A 15,768-nucleotide genomic window follows, 5' to 3' on the forward strand; every position below is an offset into this window, starting at 1 on the left:
GTCACCGTCCGGCGCACGCCCGGGCCTGCGCCGTCAGCCAGGCCGTGAAGGCCGCCGCCGACCAGCCGCGGTCGAGCACCAGGCGCCGGTAGAGCGTGCCGTCGTTCAGGGCCCAGAACGCGTCGGCCGCCCGCTCGGCCGTCACGCCGGGCGCGAGGCCGCCGATCGCCGCGAGGTGGGCGGTGAACGCCCGCGCCCCCTCGAGGCGCTCCGTGGCGGCCTTGGTGAGCAGGGCCGCCGCGTCCGCGTCGACGTCCGCGGCCGCCTCGAGGACGCGCCCGATCGGCGCCGCCCGCTCCTCGACCTCCACGGCCATCTCGGCCCAGAGCCGCACCGACTCGTCCGGGTCGGTGCTCGCGCGGATCGCGAGGACCGCCGGGCGGTCGGCCATCGGCACCGGCTCGTCGTCGCCGACCAGCGAGAAGTCCCACGCCAGCGACAGCAGGGCCGCCTTGCCGCCCACGGCGTTGACGACCGTCCGGCGGCTCACCCCCGCGGCCGCGGCCACGGCGTCGAGCGTGGTGTCCGCGTAGCCGCGCGCGACGAACAGCCCGGTGGCCGCCTCCACGACCGCCCGCCGTGTCGCCCGGGCCTGCCGGGTCCGCAGCTCGGACCGGTAGGGGCGCCGCTCGCTCACCGTGTCCTCCCGGTGTCGGGACGAAGTGTGTCTTGACGGCGGCCGCAAATCGACTGCACTCTCGGTGCAACGAACATAGCGGTCAGGAGGACGGGATGCACGTCGCGATCATCGGAGCCGGCCCGACGGGGCTCTTCCTCGGCGCCGCGCTCGCCCGGCGTGGTCACCGGGTCACGGCGGTCGACCGGGACGCCGGCCCGGATCCCGACGGCGGGTGGGCGCGGCGCGGGGTGATGCAGTTCCACCACGCCCACGGGTTCCGCCCACAGGTCGGCGAGGCCCTCCGCGCCGAGCTCCCGGAGGCCCACGGCAGGTGGGTCGCCGCCGGCGCCGAGCCGATCACGTTCACGCTCGACGACGGCCGGACGCTCCCCGGCGGCATGCGTTCGCGGCGGGAGACCTTCGAGCGCGCGCTGCGCGCCGCCGTCGTCGGGACCCCGGGCCTGGACCTGCGCCGCGGCCACGTCGACGGGGTGGTGCTCGACGGGTCGCGCGCCCGCGGGCTGCGCGTCGACGGCGTGGAGCTGCGGGCGGACCTCGTCATCGACGCATCGGGACGGTCGGGCCGCGCGACCCGCGACCTGCGGGCCGCCCCGGCGCTGAGCGGCCACGCGGGTGTCGCCTACGTCGACCGGCAGTACCGGCTGCTCCCGGGCGCCGACCCGGGCCCGATGACGAACCCGCTGGCCTGGCAGGCCGAGTTCGACGGCTACCAGGTGATCGTCTTCCGGCACGAGCAGGGGATCTTCTCGGTGCTGATCGTGCGGCCGACGGCGGACCCCCGCCTCGCCCTGCTGCGGCACGGGCCCGCCTTCGAGGCGGCCTGCCGGGCGATCCCCGGCCTCGACACCTGGACCGACCCGGAGCGCGCCGAGCCGATCACCCCGGTGCTCGTCGGCGGCGCGCTCGTCAACCACTACCGCGGCCAGGCGGCGCCCGACGGCAGCGTCCGACCGAACTTCGTCGCCGTCGGCGACGCGGTGGCCACGACGACGCCGATGTTCGGCCGCGGCATCACGACCTCACTGCTGCAGGCCCGCGAGCTGCTCCGGCGCCTCGACGACGGGGCCGACCCGGCCGACGTCGCCGTCGGCTTCGACGCGTGGTGCGAGACGGCCATGCGGCCGTGGGTGGCCGACCACGTCCGCATGGACGCGGCCATGCTCGACCGGTGGGCGGGCCACGACATCGACCTCGACCAGCGGCTGCCCTCGGACCTGGTGATGGCGGCGGCGGCCGTCGAGCCCGCGATCCGGCCGGCGCTCCCGCCCTACCTCGCGATGCTCGCCGGACCGGAGTGCCTCGACGCGGTGGAGCCGCTCGCCGCCGCGGTCTACCGCGGTGGGTGGCGGCCGCCGCGCGACGAGGGCCCGAGCCGCGACGAGCTCGTCGCCGTCCTGCGGGGCGCGCCGGTGCCGGCCTGACCTACTGGCGGTAGTTCTCGACCGTGGCCGCGTCGCGCTCGTGGGCCTCGGCCTCGTCCTCGCCGGCGTCGCGGCGGCCCTGGCGCTGGCGCTTGAGGTCGTAGAGCCGGTCGCGCTCGATCTCGAGGGTGCGCAGCCGGGCCAGGTCCTCCTCGCTCAGCCCGCCGTGCGCGCCGTTGCGGATCTCGTGCTCCTCCGCGGCGTTGGCGTCGATGCGCTCGGCGATCTCGGCTTCGGTGCGGGGCTCGTCGTCGGTCACGGCGTCCACCCTAGGTGCGCTCCGCGCTCGTGAGCACTTTCTGGTGCTATGGCCCCAGAAAGTGCTCACGAGGCCGGAGGCCACCATGGTCGAGCCGTACAACGCCGTCGGACTGATCCCGACCTTCTGGGGCATCCGGGAGCGCGCCGACATCGCACACAACCTCGAGCACCTGGAGTCGCTGACCACCGCCGCGTTCTGGCTGTCGAACCTCGACATCCCGGTGAAGCTGCTGGTCATCCCCGAGGGCGCACTGCAGGGGTTCAACGACGAGATCCTCGACGTCGACCACGTCGAGTTCGCCCACCACTGCGCGATCGACGTGCCCGGCCCGGAGACCGAGCGGCTCGGGCGCCTCGCCCGCCAGTGGGGCGTGTACGTCATGGCGCAGGCGAAGGTGCGACACCCCGAGTGGCCGGACCTGTTCTTCAACGCCGGCTTCGTGATCTCGCCGGACGAGGAGCTCCTCCTGGTCCACTACAAGCTCAACGCGCTGCTGCCGGTGGAGCGGTCGGTGTCCCCGCACGACGTCTTCGACTGGTGGGTCGAGCGCTACGGCCGCACGCTCGACGCGTTCTGGCCGGTCGCCGACACCCCGATCGGCCGGCTCGGTGTGATGATGGCGATGGAGGGCAGCTACCCGGAGAACGGGCGGGGCCTCGCGCTCAACGGTGCCGAGGTCGTCTACCGCGCCTCGCTGCCGGTGCCGTTCACCGAGAACGACGTCTTCGAGATCTCCAACCGGGCCCGCGCGCTCGAGAACAACTTCTACGTCGTCGCCCCGAACATCGGCGGCTACCACCTCTACCCCGACAGCCCGCACGCGATCGACGCCGGCGGCGGGCGCTCGATGATCGTGAACCACCGCGGGCAGCTGGTCGGCACGCAGTTCGACACCAACGGCTCGACGTTCGTCAGCGGCGTCGTCGACATCGAGGCGCTGCGCCACCACCGGGCGACCGCGCAGATCAGCAACTGGGCCAAGGACATCCGGACCGAGCTCGCCCAGATCGTCTACGAGCGCCCGATCTACCCGAAGAACCTCTACCTCGACCGCAAGCCGCCGCACCACGACGAGTACCGCAGCGAGATCCTCGAGAAGCAGATCGAGCTCATGCACGACCGCGACGTGTGGCGTCGTCCCGGGTCCTGAGCGCGACGGCCAGCGCAGCGGCCGTCGGCGGACGGAGTCATTCCGGCGGCGATCGGCCCAATCGCCGCCGAAACAGGACTCCTGCTGCTCGACCGGGGAATTCCGTGTGCATGAGCGTCGACGACACCGCCAAGAACCGGTCCCGCCAGGTCAAGGGCAAGGCCAAGGAAGTGACCGGGAAGGCCACGGGCAACAAGAAGCTCGAGCGCAGCGGTCAGAAGGACATGGTGGCCGGCGAGGTCAAGGAACGCCTGAACTAGGTGGCCTCCGGCCCCGTGAGCAGAAAATGTCGCTATAGCGGCACTTTCTGCTCACGGGCGCGTCAGCGCACCTATATGCGCTCGCCGTACACCCGCTCCACGGCCATCGTCATGAGCACCCGCCGGTCGGCGACCATCGCCGCCCGGTACTCCTCCCAGTCCGGGTGCTCGCCGGCCGCGGCCCGGTAGTAGGTGACCAGCGCCTCGACCTCGGGGCCGTGGGGGTCGCTGCCCGGTCCGGTGAGCGTGACCGACCCCTCGGCGACGGCCCACTGGCGGCCGTCGGACGAGGTGACCTCGAGTGCGGCCCGGGGGTCGCGGCGCAGGTTCGCGGTCTTCGCGCGGCCCTCGGTCATCGAGACCTGCAGCGTGCCCGCGTCGGCGTCGTAGAAGGGCGTGACGGGGGAGAGCTGCGGCAGCCCGCTGGACTTGATGGTCGCCAGCACACCCAGACGGCTCGTCGCGAGCAGGGCGTCGTGGTCGGCGCGTGAGGTCATGCCGCGATCCTCCTCCGCGTCGGACCTCGACGCCCGGATCCGCGGGCCACCGTGGCTGCGGACGTGACACCGGGCCGGACGGGGTAGTCGCCGGGGTGCGCCTGGCGACCTGGAACGTCCTGCACGGCCGGTCGCACGAGGACGGACTCGTCGACGTCGACCGGTTCGCCGCCGCGGTCGCCACGCTCGACGTCGACGTGCTCGCGCTGCAGGAGGTCGACCGCGGCCAGCCCCGCTCCCACGGGGCCGACCTCACCGCGCTCGCCGCGCAGGCCCTCGGCGCCGGTCACCACCGGTTCGTCCCGACGATGGCCGGCGAGCCCGGCCGGTGGACGCCCGCCGCACCGCCCGTCGGCGCCGACTCCGGCTGGGTGGACGCCGGCACGGCCCCCGCCGTCCCGGACGGCCCGACCTTCGGCGTCGCCCTGCTCTCGCGCCACCCCGTGACCGCCTGGCGGATCCTCCGGCTGGCGCCCGCGCGGGTCGCGCTGCCGCTGCTGCTGGGCCGCCCGCCCCGCCCGGTGCTGGTGCCCGACGAGCCGCGGGTGGCGCTCGCGGCCCGGGTCGCCGCGCCCGGGGGGCCGGTCACGGTCGTCAGCACCCACCTGTCGTTCGCGCCGGGCTGGAACCTCGTCCAGCTGCGGCGGGTCGTCGCGGCGCTCTCGGACGGCGCCGAGGGCGACCGCCTCGTCCTGCTGGGCGACCTCAACGCCGGTGGGTGGCCGGTCCGGATGGCGAGCGGGCTCGCGTCGCTGGCGGCCGAGTCGACGTTCCCGTCGTGGTCGCCGGTGCTGCAGCTCGACCACGCCCTCGGGCGGGGCGTCACCGCGACCGGCTCGACGGTGCACCGGCTGCCGGTGTCCGACCACTGCGCGCTCGCCGTCGGGGTGCGCTGACCTCCGCCACGAGCGGGCGCCGCCAGATCGGCGCGCTGATCGCCAGGTGCGCTCCGCGCCTGTGAGCACTAACTGTCGGTATAGCGACAGTTAGTGCTCACGAGGCCGGAGGCCACCTGGCGGTGATCCCGGCGAGGAACAGGTCGACCCCGGCGAGGAACTGCTCGCGGTCGTCGTGCCCCCGCATCTGGTCGCCGACGACCCGGGTGAACGGGTAGTCCTCCGGGTCGAGTGCCTCCCACACGCGGGCCACGTCGTCGAGGTAGGTGTCGCGGTCGGCGTCGGGCCCGAGCACCTGGGCGTTGGCGGCGTTCTGCGCGGCGGCGCCCAGGATGTACTGCACGAGCACCGAGGTCACGGTGAACCACTCGGCCCGGGGCACCCCCATCGCGCGGACCTGCCGCCCGGTGCTCTCGAGGAGCCGGGGCGTCGTCGTCACCTGCCACGCGCTGGCCGACAGCTGCACGCCGACCCACGGGTGGGCGTCGATCGCGTCGAACAGGGCGAGCGCAACGGCCCGGATGCGCTCCTGCGGTGACGGGTCCGGCGCCGTCCGTGGGGGAGTGGCGGCCAGGGCGGCGGCGACGACGGCGTCGGTGGCTGCGCCGAGCAGCTCGCCCTTGTTCGCCACGTGCCAGTAGATGGCGCCAGGGCCGGTCGCGAGGTGCTCGGACAGCGCGCGGAACGTCAGTCCGCCCTCGCCCGCCGTGTCGAGCACGGCGATCGCGGCGTCGACGATGCGCTCGCGGGAGAGCGCCTCCGTGCGCCGGGCCGACCGGCGCGCCTGCGGTGACACGGCTCCATCTTGACACGTCTGGAACGTCGTTCCAAACTTGGCTGGAACGACATTCCAGAACCCGTGAGGAGCTCACCATGAACGTCACGATCATCGGCGCCGGCCTCGGCGGACTCGTCCTCGCCCGCGTCCTGCACGTCCACGGAATCCCGGTCACGGTCCACGAGGCCGAACCCTCCCCGACCTCGCGCGCCCAAGGGGGGATGCTCGACATCCACACCGAGAACGGACAGCCGGCCCTCGAGGCGGCCGGGCTGACCGAGGAGTTCCGCGCCCTCGTCCTCCCCGGGCGCGAGGCGATGCGGGTCCTGGAGCCGGACGGCACGGTCCTGCTCGACCAGCCCGACGACGGCGGGGGCGAGCGGCCCGAGGTGCAGCGCGCGGACCTGCGCCGGCTGCTGCTCGACGCGCTGCCCGAGGGCACCGTCCGGTGGGGCCACAGGGTCACCGGGGTGCGCGCGCTCGGCGATGGTCGTCACGAGGTGTCCTTCGCCGACGGCTCGACCGTGGTCACCGACCTGCTCGTGGGTGCCGACGGCGCGTGGTCCCGCGTCCGACCGCTGCTCTCCGACGCGGTGCCCGAGTACACGGGGAGGTCCTTCGTCGAGACCTGGCTCCACGACTCCGAGGAGCGGCACCCGGCCGCCGCGGCCGTCGTCGGGGGCGGCTCGCTCATGGCGCTCGCCCCGGGGAAGGGCATCCAGGCCCACCACGAGAGCGGCGGCACCCTGCACGCCTACATCGCCCTGTCCCGGTCCCGGGAGTGGTTCGCGGAGATCGACTTCGAGGACCCGGCGGCGGCGACGTCGCGGGTGGCGGCGGAGTTCGCGGGCTGGGCCCCGGAGCTGACCGCGCTCATCACCGACAGCGACACGCCGCCGGTCCTGCGTCCGCTGCACACCCTCCCCATCGGGCACCGGTGGGAGCGGGCGGCGGGGGTGACCCTCGTCGGCGACGCCGCGCACCTCGCGCCGCCCAACGGCGAGGGCGCCAACCTCGCGATGGAGGACGGCGCCGAGCTCGGCACGGCCCTCGCGGCGCATCCCGACGACGTCGAGGCTGCTCTCGCCGCCTACGAGGAGCCGATGTTCGCGCGGGGCGAGGCCGCCGCGACCGACGGCGTCGAGCTCTACGAGCTCATGTTCGGCGACGATGCGCCGCGGAGCCTGGTGGCTGGGTGGCCTGCGGCCTCGTGAGCACTAACGGTCGGTATAGCGACACTTTGTGCTCACAAGCCGAAGGCACCCAGGTCGTCGTCCTTCGGGCCGTCGTGCTTCGCGCTGGTGTCCTTCGAGCTGGTGTCCTTCGCGCTGTCGTGGCCCTCGGCGTGACCCTGGCCGGAGGACACGGCGAGGCCGCCGAGGACGGCGCCGAGGCCGTGCGACCGGTGCTCGTTCGACCCGGAGGACTTCGACGGCGTCGAGGGCTTCTTCGACGGGGCGGGCGCGGGGTCCTGGCGATCGCTCGACGCGTGGTGCGCGGTGTGGGTCGTGGCGGCGCCCGACGAGCCGCGGCTGGTGGAGGCGGCGTGGGAGGACGAGGACGCGTCGCCGTCGGGGCCGCCGGACGGCTCGCGGTCCGCGGCGTCGGCGACGTGCGAGGTGTCGACGGCGTCCGCCGACCCCGACCCGGTCGACGGCGACGCCGGCCCGGCCGACGCGTCGTCGGGCATCCGGAGGTGCAGCGCGAACGGCGGCGCCGCGGCGGGTGCGGCGGTGGCGAGCGTCGCCCCCGCCGCGCCCGGCTCGGCAGGGGCCGTGCCGGCGGCGGCCAGCCCGACGCCGAGCCCGACGAGACAGCAGGCCGCCGCTGCGAGCCCGACCCGCCGGCCGTGCCGCTCGAGGGTGCTCCGGGCCGCGCGGAGGGGACGGACCGCAGCGGGCACCGTCGTCAACCGCGCCAGCACCTCGTCGAGGGAGGGACGGGCCGCGGGCGACTCGGCGGTCATGTCCGCGAGCAGACCCCGCAGGCCCGGTCGCAGGCCGTGCTCCGGCGCGAGCTCGCCGAGCAGCCGGCCGAGGGCGTACACGTCGGACGCCGGGCCGTGCGGCGCCCCGGTGCGCTGCTCCGGCGCGGGGAACGGCGGCGCGACGGGGACGTCGCCCCAGCGGGCGAGCCAGGGCAGGAGGCCGAAGTCGGCGAGGCTGGTGCCCCGCGGACTCCACGCGACCGTCCCGGCCCCGAGCCCGCCGTGCACCGCACCGTGCTGGTGGCGGGGGAGCAGGGCGGTGGCGACGGCGGTGCCGAGCTCGCGGACGTCGCGCACGTCGAGCCCGCCGGGCGGGGTGGTCTCGGCCAGCGTGGGCTGGTCGGGGTGCTGGGTCACGAGGAACACGCGGTCGCCGTCGCTGCCGGCGTCGTAGAGCTCGGCGACCTCGGGGCCCCGGTCGTGCCACGACTGCGGCGCGAGCGACAACGGCGCCGTCGGGTCCGGCACGCCCGCCACGAGCGTCACGCTCACCGTGCGCTGGAGCAGGCCGTCGTACGCGCGGTGCGCGCAGCACCCGGGGGAGCGGCGCAGGACCGGGCCGAGGCGATAGCGGTCGCCGACGACGTCGGCGTGGTCGTCGCACGGGACGGTCTTGCGGCGCTCGTCGAGCACGAAAGCCCCCATCAGGCGTGACACGGCCCGGACGGAGCCGTCCGGACGGGTGGTGTGGCGGCCGTCGGGTCGACCTCGGGCGGATTGCCCTCCCTCCGTTGCTCGACACCTGTGAGTTCGTCGGGCCGCGGCTGGCGCGGGGGACGTCACACCGCCGAGACTGGGCCGGACATCCACCCCGACGCCGGGAGGCACCGTGGCCGGGCAGACCGAGGCCTACATCGTCGACGCCGTCCGGACGCCGGTCGGGACCCGCAAGGGCGCCCTCGCCGACGTCCACCCCGCCGACCTCGGCGCCCACGCCCTGCGCGCGCTGGTGGAGCGCACCGGCATCGACCCCGGCGCCGTCGACGACGTCCTCATGGGCTGCGTCAGCCAGCTCGGCCCGCAGGCCGGCGTCATCGGGCGCACCGCGTGGCTCTCCGCCGGCTTCCCCGAGCACGTCCCCGGCACCACCATCAACCGCGCCTGCGGCTCCTCCCAGCAGGCGCTGCACTTCGCCGCCCAGGCCGTGCTGTCGGGGACGCAGGACCTGGTCGTCGCGGCCGGCGTCGAGAACATGGCGATCGTCCCGATCGACGCCAACGCCTCGGTGCTCGAGAAGATGGGCACCCGCCGCGAGGGCGCCGGGTGGATCGAGCGCTACGGCGAGCAGGAGATCAGCCAGTTCCGCGGCGCGCAGCTGATCGCGGAGAAGTGGGGCATCACCCGCGAGCGCATGGAGGAGTTCGCGGTCCAGAGCCACCGCCGTGCCGCCGCCGCGACCGACGAGGGCCGGTTCACCTCCCAGCTCGCCCCGCTCAACGGGCTGGACCGCGACGAGGGCATCCGCCCGACCGTCGACCGCGAGAAGATGGCGACGCTGCCCCCGCTGCGGGAGGGCTACGCGCTCACCGCGGCCGTGTCGTCCCAGGTGTCGGTGGGGTCGGCGGCGCTGCTGGTCGCCTCCGAGGACGCGGTGCGGACCCACGGGCTGACGCCGGTCGCGAAGGTCTCCACCCTCGCCGTCGTCGGGGAGGACCCGGTCCTCATGCTCACCGGGCCGATCCCGGCGACGCAGATGGTGCTGAAGCGGGCGGGCCTGTCGATCGACGACATCGACCTGTTCGAGTGCAACGAGGCGTTCGCGCCGGTCGTGCTCGCGTGGGCCGAGGAGACGGGCGCGCCGCTGGAGCGCACCAACGTCAACGGCGGCGCGATCGCGATGGGCCACCCGCTCGGCGCGACCGGCGCGGTGCTCGCCACCAAGCTCGTCCACGAACTGCAGCGCACCGGCGGGACCTACGGGCTGCAGACGATGTGCGAGGGCGGCGGCCAGTCGAACGCGACGATCATCGAGAGGTGCTAGGTGCGACTCCGTCGCATGTGAGCACTTTCGGTCGCTATAGCGACCGAAAGTGCTCACATGCGACGGAGTCGCACCCACTCGACGATCGCGTCCAGCGCCGTCGGGTCGGCCAGCGAGTCCCGGCTCGCGACGTCCTCGGGCGCCGCGCCGCGCAGCAGCCGCTTCACCGGGGTCTCCAGCTTCTTGCCCGACAACGTGCGGGGGAGCGCCTCGACCCACGCGATCTCGTCGGGTACGTGCCGCGGTGACATCTCGCCGCGCAGCCGGCGCACGATCTCGGCCTCGAGCGCCGGCCGGTCGGGCCCGCCGACGAGCAGCAGCACGAGGGTGCCGGCGCCCCCGACCTGGTCCTCCAGGTGCACGACGAGGCTGTCGGCGATCCCGGAGCCATCCTCCAGGCTGACGTCCTCGACCACCGTGTAGAAGTCGGAGGTCCCCAGCCGGACGCCGCCCCGGTTCAGCGTCGCGTCGGAGCGGCCGGTGATGACGCACCCGCCGTCGTCGAACACCGTGATCCAGTCGCCCTGGGTCCACACGCCGGGGAACCGGTCGAACCACGTCGACCGCAGCCGGGACCCGTCGTCGTCACCCCACAGCGCCACCGGCATCGACGGCATCGGCGCGGTGATCACCAGCTCGCCGGGCTCGCCGACCACGTCCCGGCCGTCCTCGTCGAAGGCGTGCACGTCGACCCCGAGCATCGGCCCGGGGATCTCCCCGGCGCGCACCGGCAGCAGCGGCGCCGCGCCCACGAAGCCGCTCGCGACGTCCGTCCCGCCCGAGGTCGAGTTGACGACGACCTCGGGCCCGAACGTCGCCGCCGCCCACCGGAACCCCTCGGCCGGGAGCGGCGAGCCGGTGGAGCCGAGCATCCGCAGCGCGGACAGGTCGTGGTCCTGCCCGGGCTGCAGGCCGGCGTCGCGGCACATCATGAGGAACGACGCCGACGTCCCGAACTGCGTGAGCCGCTCGGACTCGGCCATGGCCCACAGGGCGTCGAGGTCGGGCCAGGCCGGGTTGCCGTCGACGCAGACCACGGTGGCGCCGACGAGCAGCGCCGACACGCCGTAGTTCCACATGATCCAGCCGGTGGTCGAGTACCAGAAGAACCGGTCGCCGGGCCGGACGTCGTTGTGCAGCCCGAGCGTCTTGTGGTGCTCGAGCAGGATGCCGCCGTGCCCGTGGACGATCGGTTTGGGCAGACCGGTGGTGCCCGAGGAGAAGAGCACGTAGAGCGGGTGGTCGAAGGCGACGGCCTCGTGCTCGAGCGGGCCGGGCTCGGCGAGCAGGTCCGCCCACGTCGTCGCGTCGGGCGGTGCCGCGGCGTCCGGGTCGAGGTAGGGCAGGAGCACCGTCGCGCGCAGTGAGGGCAGGGCGGCGCGGATCTCGGCGAGCTCCGCGGACCGGTCGATCGGGCGGTCGCCGTAGCGGGTGCCGTCCACGGCGATCAGCACCGTCGGCTCGACCTGCCCGAGCCGGTCGACCACCGCGCGTGGCCCGAACTCCGGCGGGCACGACAACCACACCGCCCCGAGCGAGGCCGTCGCGAGGAACGCGACGATCGTCTCCGGGACGTGCGGCAGGTACCCGGCCACGCGGTCGCCGGGCCCGACGCCGAGCCGCACCAGCCCGGCGCGCGCCCGCGCGACCCGGTCGCGCAGTTCGTCGTAGGACAGCTCGACCCGCCCCCGTGCCTGCGAGATCCCGACGACGGCGGGTCCGGTCCACTCCTCGCGCAGCGCGTGCGCGGAGTAGGACATCCGCGCGCCCGGCAGCCAGCGCGCGCCCGGCATGCCCGCGTCCGCCAGCACCGTCGTGAGGTCGGCGACGTCCACGTCGAAGAAGGCGATCACCGCCCGCCAGAACGCCTCCGGGTCGTCGACCGACCAGCGGTGCAGCGCCTGGTAGTCCCCCGGGCCCAGGGCGGCGGTGAGGAAGCGGCCCATGCGCGACGCGGTCGCCGCGTCGTCGGGGACGGGCCGGAGGATCTCGCCGCGCTGCGGCTCGTCGGGGCGGGCGCCGGTGCTCACGACCGCCATCCTCTGCTTCCGGAGGTGACCTGGGCCACGCCGCTCTGGTGTGATCGGGACGACACGCGGGCTCCACGCGGGGGGCGCGCGAGACCAATGGAGGTCAGACGGTGTCCACGTTCGACGGGTCCGGCATCGACAAGGTCCTGCAGGCGGCGGTCGACAACCGGGCGGTTCCCCACGTCGCGGCGATCGCGGCCGACCGGGACGGCGTGTTCTACGAGGGGGCGGCCGGTGAGCGCGTCACCGGCAGCGGCGAGCCGGTGTCCACGAGCACCCACTTCCGGATCATGTCGATGACCAAGATGGTCGCGACGACGGCCGCGCTGCAGCAGGTCGAGCAGGGCACGCTCGACCTCGCCGCGCCCGTCGAGGAGTACGTGCCGGAGTTCGGGCAGCTGCAGGTGCTCGACGGCTGGGACGGCGACACCCCGCGGCTGCGGGCGCCGGCGAGCAGGGCGACGGTCAAGCACCTCGTCACCCACACCTCGGGGCTCACGTACTGGTTCTGGAACGCCGACATGGCGCGCTACGAGTCGACGACCGGGCTGCCCAACGTCGTCCCCGGCGACATGGCCGCGTTCGGGGCGCCGCTGGTGGCCGACCCCGGCACCCGCTTCGAGTACGGCATCAACACCGACTGGCTCGGCCGCGTGGTGGAGGCCGTCGCCGGGACCACCCTCGACGTCGTCGTGAAGGACCACATCACCGGCCCGCTGGGCATGGACGACACGATGTTCGCCCTCGACGACGCCCGGCAGGGCAACAAGACCCCGGTGCACGCCAAGGGCGAGGACGGGCAGTGGGCGTCGATCGGGAACGTCCTGCCCGACGACCCGTCCTGGTGGGCCGGCGGCCACGGGCTGCACTCCACGCCGCGCGACTACATCCGCTTCGAGCGGGCGCTGCTGCGCGGCGGTGAGCTCGACGGGGCGCGCATCCTGCGCCAGGAGACCGTCGACGCGGCGTTCTCCGACCAGCTCGACGGCGCCCCGTTCCCGACCGAGATCGCCACCGCCGACCCGGCGACCACCGACACGCTGCACCTCGGACCGGGCTGGACGTGGGGCTACGGGCTGCTGCTCAACACCTCCGACGTCCCGGGCCGTCGCCGGGCGTGGAGCGGGGCGTGGGCGGGCCTGTTCAACACCCACTTCTGGATCGACCGCACCACCGGCATCTGCGCGTCGATCTACACCAACTCGCTGCCGTTCATCACCGAGCACGAGGCGTGGAAGCTCTACGGCGACTTCGAGGAGGCCCTCTACGCGGCCATGTGAACGGATGTGGTCGTCCCGGCGACCACATCCGTTCACATGGCGTCAGCCTCCGTGCGTCGCGGACGACCGGTAGTCGGTGTAGGTGTACGGGTTGTCGAGGACCTTGGTCGTCGGGATCTCCGGGTTCATGCCCTGCGCCCACGCCTCGTCGCCGAGGGTGCCGCGGAGGTGCTCCACGGTCGACTCCACGGTCCGGCGCGCGGCGGCGAGGTCGATCCCGACGAGGCGGTGGTCCCGCTTGACCACGCGCCCGTCGACGATCACGGCCTCGACGTCGCCGCGCTGGGCCTGGAAGGCGACGTGCCCGTAGGGGTGCAGCAGCGGGAACATCACCGGCGATCCCTCGTTGCGGATCAGCACGACGTCGGCCTTCTTGCCGACCTCGAGCGACCCCAGGTCGTCCCGGCCCAGCGCGCGGGCGCCGCCGCGGGTGGCCCAGTCGACGACCTGCTCGGCGCGCAGCGACGCGTGGGTCACCGTCTCGCCCTTGGCGTGGGCCTCGAGGTGCTCGCGGGAGCGGTCGGCGCCCAGCGTCGTGCGCATCGCCGAGAACAGGTCGCCGCTCCACCAGACCGTCGTGTCCATCGAGAGCGACACCGGCAGGTCGTGCGCCCGCAGCGCCCAGGTGGGCGGGTAGCCCTGGCCGGCCGACTGCTCGCTCTCGGTGGACACCGAGATCGACCCGCCGGTCGCGGCGATCCGGTGGTAGGAGTCCGCGGAGAGCGACGCGGCGTGCACGTACACCGTCTCCGGGGTGGCGAACCCGTGGTCGTGCATGAGCCGGATGCCGTCGTCGTTCGTCGCGCCCCACACCCCGGCGTGCGTGGTCACCGGGACGGCGAGCTCCCGGGCCACCTCGAAGGCCGGCTTCTCGGGGAACGACGGGTCGCCGGTGACGTCGAACGCGAGCTGGAAGCCGAGCATGTCGCGGTCGCCGCTCATCCGGCGCTCGACGAAGTCGCGGAAGCCGGGCGACGCGGTCCAGGTGGCCGGGGCGTCCTGGATGTTGCCGTAGGCCAGCACGAACCGGCCGGGGACGGCCTCGAGCGCGTCGGCGGCGGCGTCGGCGTGCTGCGGCGTCTGCAGGCCGTGGGACCAGTCGACGGTGGTGGTGACGCCGGCGTCGACGGCCTCGATCGCGCCGAGCAGGTTCCCGGCGTGCACGTCCTCCGGTCGGAACGCCGTGCCGTGCTCGAGGTAGTACCAGACGAAGTACTGGGTCAGCGTCCAGTCGGCGCCGTACCCGCGCATCGCCGTCTGCCACATGTGGCGGTGCGTGTCGATCATCCCGGGCATGACGATGCCGCCGCGCGCGTCGATCTCCTCGGTGCCCTCGGGCACGGCGAGGTCGGGTCCGACGGCGGCGATGCGGTCGTCGACGACGAGGACGTCGGCGTCCGACAGGACGGTGTGCGCGGCGTCGAGCGTGAGGACGGTGCCCCCACGCAGGACGACGGGACGACGGGCCTCGCCGGCGGACTCGGACATCGGGCACTCCCTCGGACTACGGACGTCTGTCCGAACAGCGGTCGAATGGTGCTCGTCACTCTGCTCAGCGATGGTTTCGCTGTCAACGGTCGACGGGCCTGCGAGTGTCTCTCCGCAACTTCCCGACGAGGTGTCCGCCAGACGGTCAGGACGGGCTACGCTGCGCCCGACGGTGCCCGCCCGACGCGGCGGGCCGGCGGCGGGAGGGTGCACGTGCCACGCGAGGGCGCCGGGCCGGACTTCATCGAGGCGCTGGCGCGCGGGCTCGAGGTGATCGCGGCGTTCGGCCCGGAGCGCCCGACGATGACGCTCGCCGAGGTCGCGACGGCGACCGGGCTGGCCCGGCCCACCGCGCGGCGCATCCTGCTGACGCTCGCCGAGCTCGGCTACGTCCGCAGCGGTGAGCGCGGCTTCGCCCTCACCCCGCGGGTGCTCGACCTGGGCGTCGCCTACGTCGGGTCGATGGGGCTGTGGGACGTGGCCCGACCCCACCTCGAGGCGCTCTCCGCCCGGACCAACGAGTCGTGCTCGATCGCCCAGCTCGACGGCTCCGACATCGTCTACGTCGCCCGCGCCAGCGTCCCCAAGATCGTCTCGCTCGCCGTGCAGATCGGCACCCGGTTCCCGGCGCTCCCGACCTCGCTCGGCAAGGTCCAGCTCGCCGCCCTGCCGCCCGACGAGCTCGACCGCGTCCTCGCCGAGCCGACCCGGTCGGGGCTCGCCGCGCGGTGGCAGCCCTCGCGGGAGGAGCGCGACGCCGCGCTGCGCGAGGTCCGGGCCCGCGGGTGGGCGCTCACCGACGAGCAGCTCACCCTCGGCATCCGCTCGGTGGCCGCCCCGCTGCGCGACGGCACCGGCCGCGTCATCGCCGGGGTCAACGTCAACTGCCACGCCGCGGAGACCTCGGTCGAGCACCTCGTCGAGCACCACCTGCCGCTGCTGCTCGCGACCGCCGGGGAGATCAGCGCGGACTTCGCCCGCCGGGAGGCGCTCCCGCACGTGACGCTGCCGGCGTCGTAGCGGGCAGGGGTGTCAGGAACGACTCGTTCCTGACGCTGGACGTCAGGAACGCGGCGTTCACGATCCGGGCGGCTCGGC

Annotated in this window: 15 protein-coding genes; 8 read left to right on the forward strand and 7 right to left on the reverse strand. The window is 74.2% G+C overall.

The window, feature by feature from the left end; genetic code table 11:
* Position 1: 1 nt before the first annotated feature.
* Complete coding sequence (locus HH311_RS23110; protein WP_169186044.1) at positions 2 to 637, reverse strand: TetR/AcrR family transcriptional regulator; 636 nt, start codon at positions 635 to 637, stop codon at positions 2 to 4.
* A 95-nt stretch (positions 638 to 732) separates the two neighbouring features.
* On the opposite strand from HH311_RS23110, the gene HH311_RS23115 reads away from it, so the two are divergent.
* Positions 733 to 2,061 (forward strand): NAD(P)/FAD-dependent oxidoreductase, encoded by a 1,329-nt coding sequence (locus HH311_RS23115; protein ID WP_169186045.1) that lies wholly within the window; start codon positions 733 to 735, stop codon positions 2,059 to 2,061.
* 1 nt (position 2,062) lies between these two features.
* Here the strand turns inward: HH311_RS23115 and HH311_RS23120 are convergent, their stop codons facing one another.
* Positions 2,063 to 2,320 carry a DUF2630 family protein gene (locus HH311_RS23120; protein ID WP_312030347.1) on the reverse strand — a complete coding sequence of 86 codons (258 nt, stop codon included), beginning with the start codon at positions 2,318 to 2,320 and terminating at the stop codon, positions 2,063 to 2,065.
* A gap of 85 nt (positions 2,321 to 2,405) precedes the next feature.
* Between HH311_RS23120 and HH311_RS23125 the strand changes: the two genes are divergently transcribed.
* Together HH311_RS23125 and HH311_RS23130 are read left to right on the forward strand one after the other, a co-directional pair.
* Positions 2,406 to 3,473, forward strand: a complete 1,068-nt coding sequence (locus HH311_RS23125; RefSeq protein WP_169186047.1) for a nitrilase-related carbon-nitrogen hydrolase — start codon at positions 2,406 to 2,408, stop codon at positions 3,471 to 3,473.
* 110 nt (positions 3,474 to 3,583) lie between these two features.
* Positions 3,584 to 3,733: a CsbD family protein gene (locus HH311_RS23130; protein ID WP_169186137.1), complete on the forward strand. Its 150-nt coding sequence runs from the start codon at positions 3,584 to 3,586 to the stop codon at positions 3,731 to 3,733.
* Positions 3,734 to 3,804: 71 nt separating this feature from the next.
* Here the strand turns inward: HH311_RS23130 and HH311_RS23135 are convergent, their stop codons facing one another.
* Positions 3,805 to 4,230 (reverse strand): PPOX class F420-dependent oxidoreductase, encoded by a 426-nt coding sequence (locus tag HH311_RS23135; RefSeq protein WP_169186048.1) that lies wholly within the window; start codon positions 4,228 to 4,230, stop codon positions 3,805 to 3,807.
* 95 nt (positions 4,231 to 4,325) lie between these two features.
* On the opposite strand from HH311_RS23135, the gene HH311_RS23140 reads away from it, so the two are divergent.
* On the forward strand, positions 4,326 to 5,126 hold the full coding sequence (locus HH311_RS23140) for an endonuclease/exonuclease/phosphatase family protein (protein ID WP_169186049.1): 801 nt from the start codon (positions 4,326 to 4,328) through the stop codon (positions 5,124 to 5,126).
* Between the two features lie 97 nt (positions 5,127 to 5,223).
* Here the strand turns inward: HH311_RS23140 and HH311_RS23145 are convergent, their stop codons facing one another.
* On the reverse strand, positions 5,224 to 5,922 hold the full coding sequence (locus HH311_RS23145) for a TetR/AcrR family transcriptional regulator (RefSeq protein WP_169186050.1): 699 nt from the start codon (positions 5,920 to 5,922) through the stop codon (positions 5,224 to 5,226).
* A 77-nt stretch (positions 5,923 to 5,999) separates the two neighbouring features.
* Between HH311_RS23145 and HH311_RS23150 the strand changes: the two genes are divergently transcribed.
* Positions 6,000 to 7,118, forward strand: coding sequence for an NAD(P)/FAD-dependent oxidoreductase (locus tag HH311_RS23150; protein ID WP_169186051.1), 1,119 nt, complete (start codon positions 6,000 to 6,002; stop codon positions 7,116 to 7,118).
* Positions 7,119 to 7,150: 32 nt separating this feature from the next.
* On the opposite strand, the gene HH311_RS23155 is transcribed toward HH311_RS23150, so the two are convergent.
* Positions 7,151 to 8,548 carry a hypothetical protein gene (locus HH311_RS23155; RefSeq protein WP_169186052.1) on the reverse strand — a complete coding sequence of 466 codons (1,398 nt, stop codon included), beginning with the start codon at positions 8,546 to 8,548 and terminating at the stop codon, positions 7,151 to 7,153.
* A 172-nt stretch (positions 8,549 to 8,720) separates the two neighbouring features.
* Here HH311_RS23155 and HH311_RS23160 point away from each other — a divergent pair, with 172 nt between their 5' ends.
* Positions 8,721 to 9,872: an acetyl-CoA C-acetyltransferase gene (locus tag HH311_RS23160; protein ID WP_169186053.1), complete on the forward strand. Its 1,152-nt coding sequence runs from the start codon at positions 8,721 to 8,723 to the stop codon at positions 9,870 to 9,872.
* Positions 9,873 to 9,925: 53 nt separating this feature from the next.
* Here the strand turns inward: HH311_RS23160 and HH311_RS23165 are convergent, their stop codons facing one another.
* Entirely contained in the window at positions 9,926 to 11,911 is a 1,986-nt protein-coding gene (locus HH311_RS23165) for an acetoacetate--CoA ligase (RefSeq protein WP_169186054.1), read from the reverse strand.
* Between the two features lie 101 nt (positions 11,912 to 12,012).
* On the opposite strand from HH311_RS23165, the gene HH311_RS23170 reads away from it, so the two are divergent.
* Entirely contained in the window at positions 12,013 to 13,182 is a 1,170-nt protein-coding gene (locus HH311_RS23170) for a serine hydrolase (protein ID WP_169186055.1), read from the forward strand.
* A gap of 42 nt (positions 13,183 to 13,224) precedes the next feature.
* Here HH311_RS23170 and HH311_RS23175 read toward each other — a convergent pair whose 3' ends face one another.
* Positions 13,225 to 14,670: an amidohydrolase family protein gene (locus tag HH311_RS23175; RefSeq protein WP_169186056.1), complete on the reverse strand. Its 1,446-nt coding sequence runs from the start codon at positions 14,668 to 14,670 to the stop codon at positions 13,225 to 13,227.
* Positions 14,671 to 14,883: 213 nt separating this feature from the next.
* Here HH311_RS23175 and HH311_RS23180 point away from each other — a divergent pair, with 213 nt between their 5' ends.
* Positions 14,884 to 15,690: an IclR family transcriptional regulator C-terminal domain-containing protein gene (locus tag HH311_RS23180; protein ID WP_169186057.1), complete on the forward strand. Its 807-nt coding sequence runs from the start codon at positions 14,884 to 14,886 to the stop codon at positions 15,688 to 15,690.
* Positions 15,691 to 15,768: the final 78 nt, after the last annotated feature.

This window comes from Actinomycetospora sp. TBRC 11914 (genome assembly GCF_012933465.1).
In the GTDB taxonomy this organism is placed as follows: domain Bacteria; phylum Actinomycetota; class Actinomycetes; order Mycobacteriales; family Pseudonocardiaceae; genus Actinomycetospora.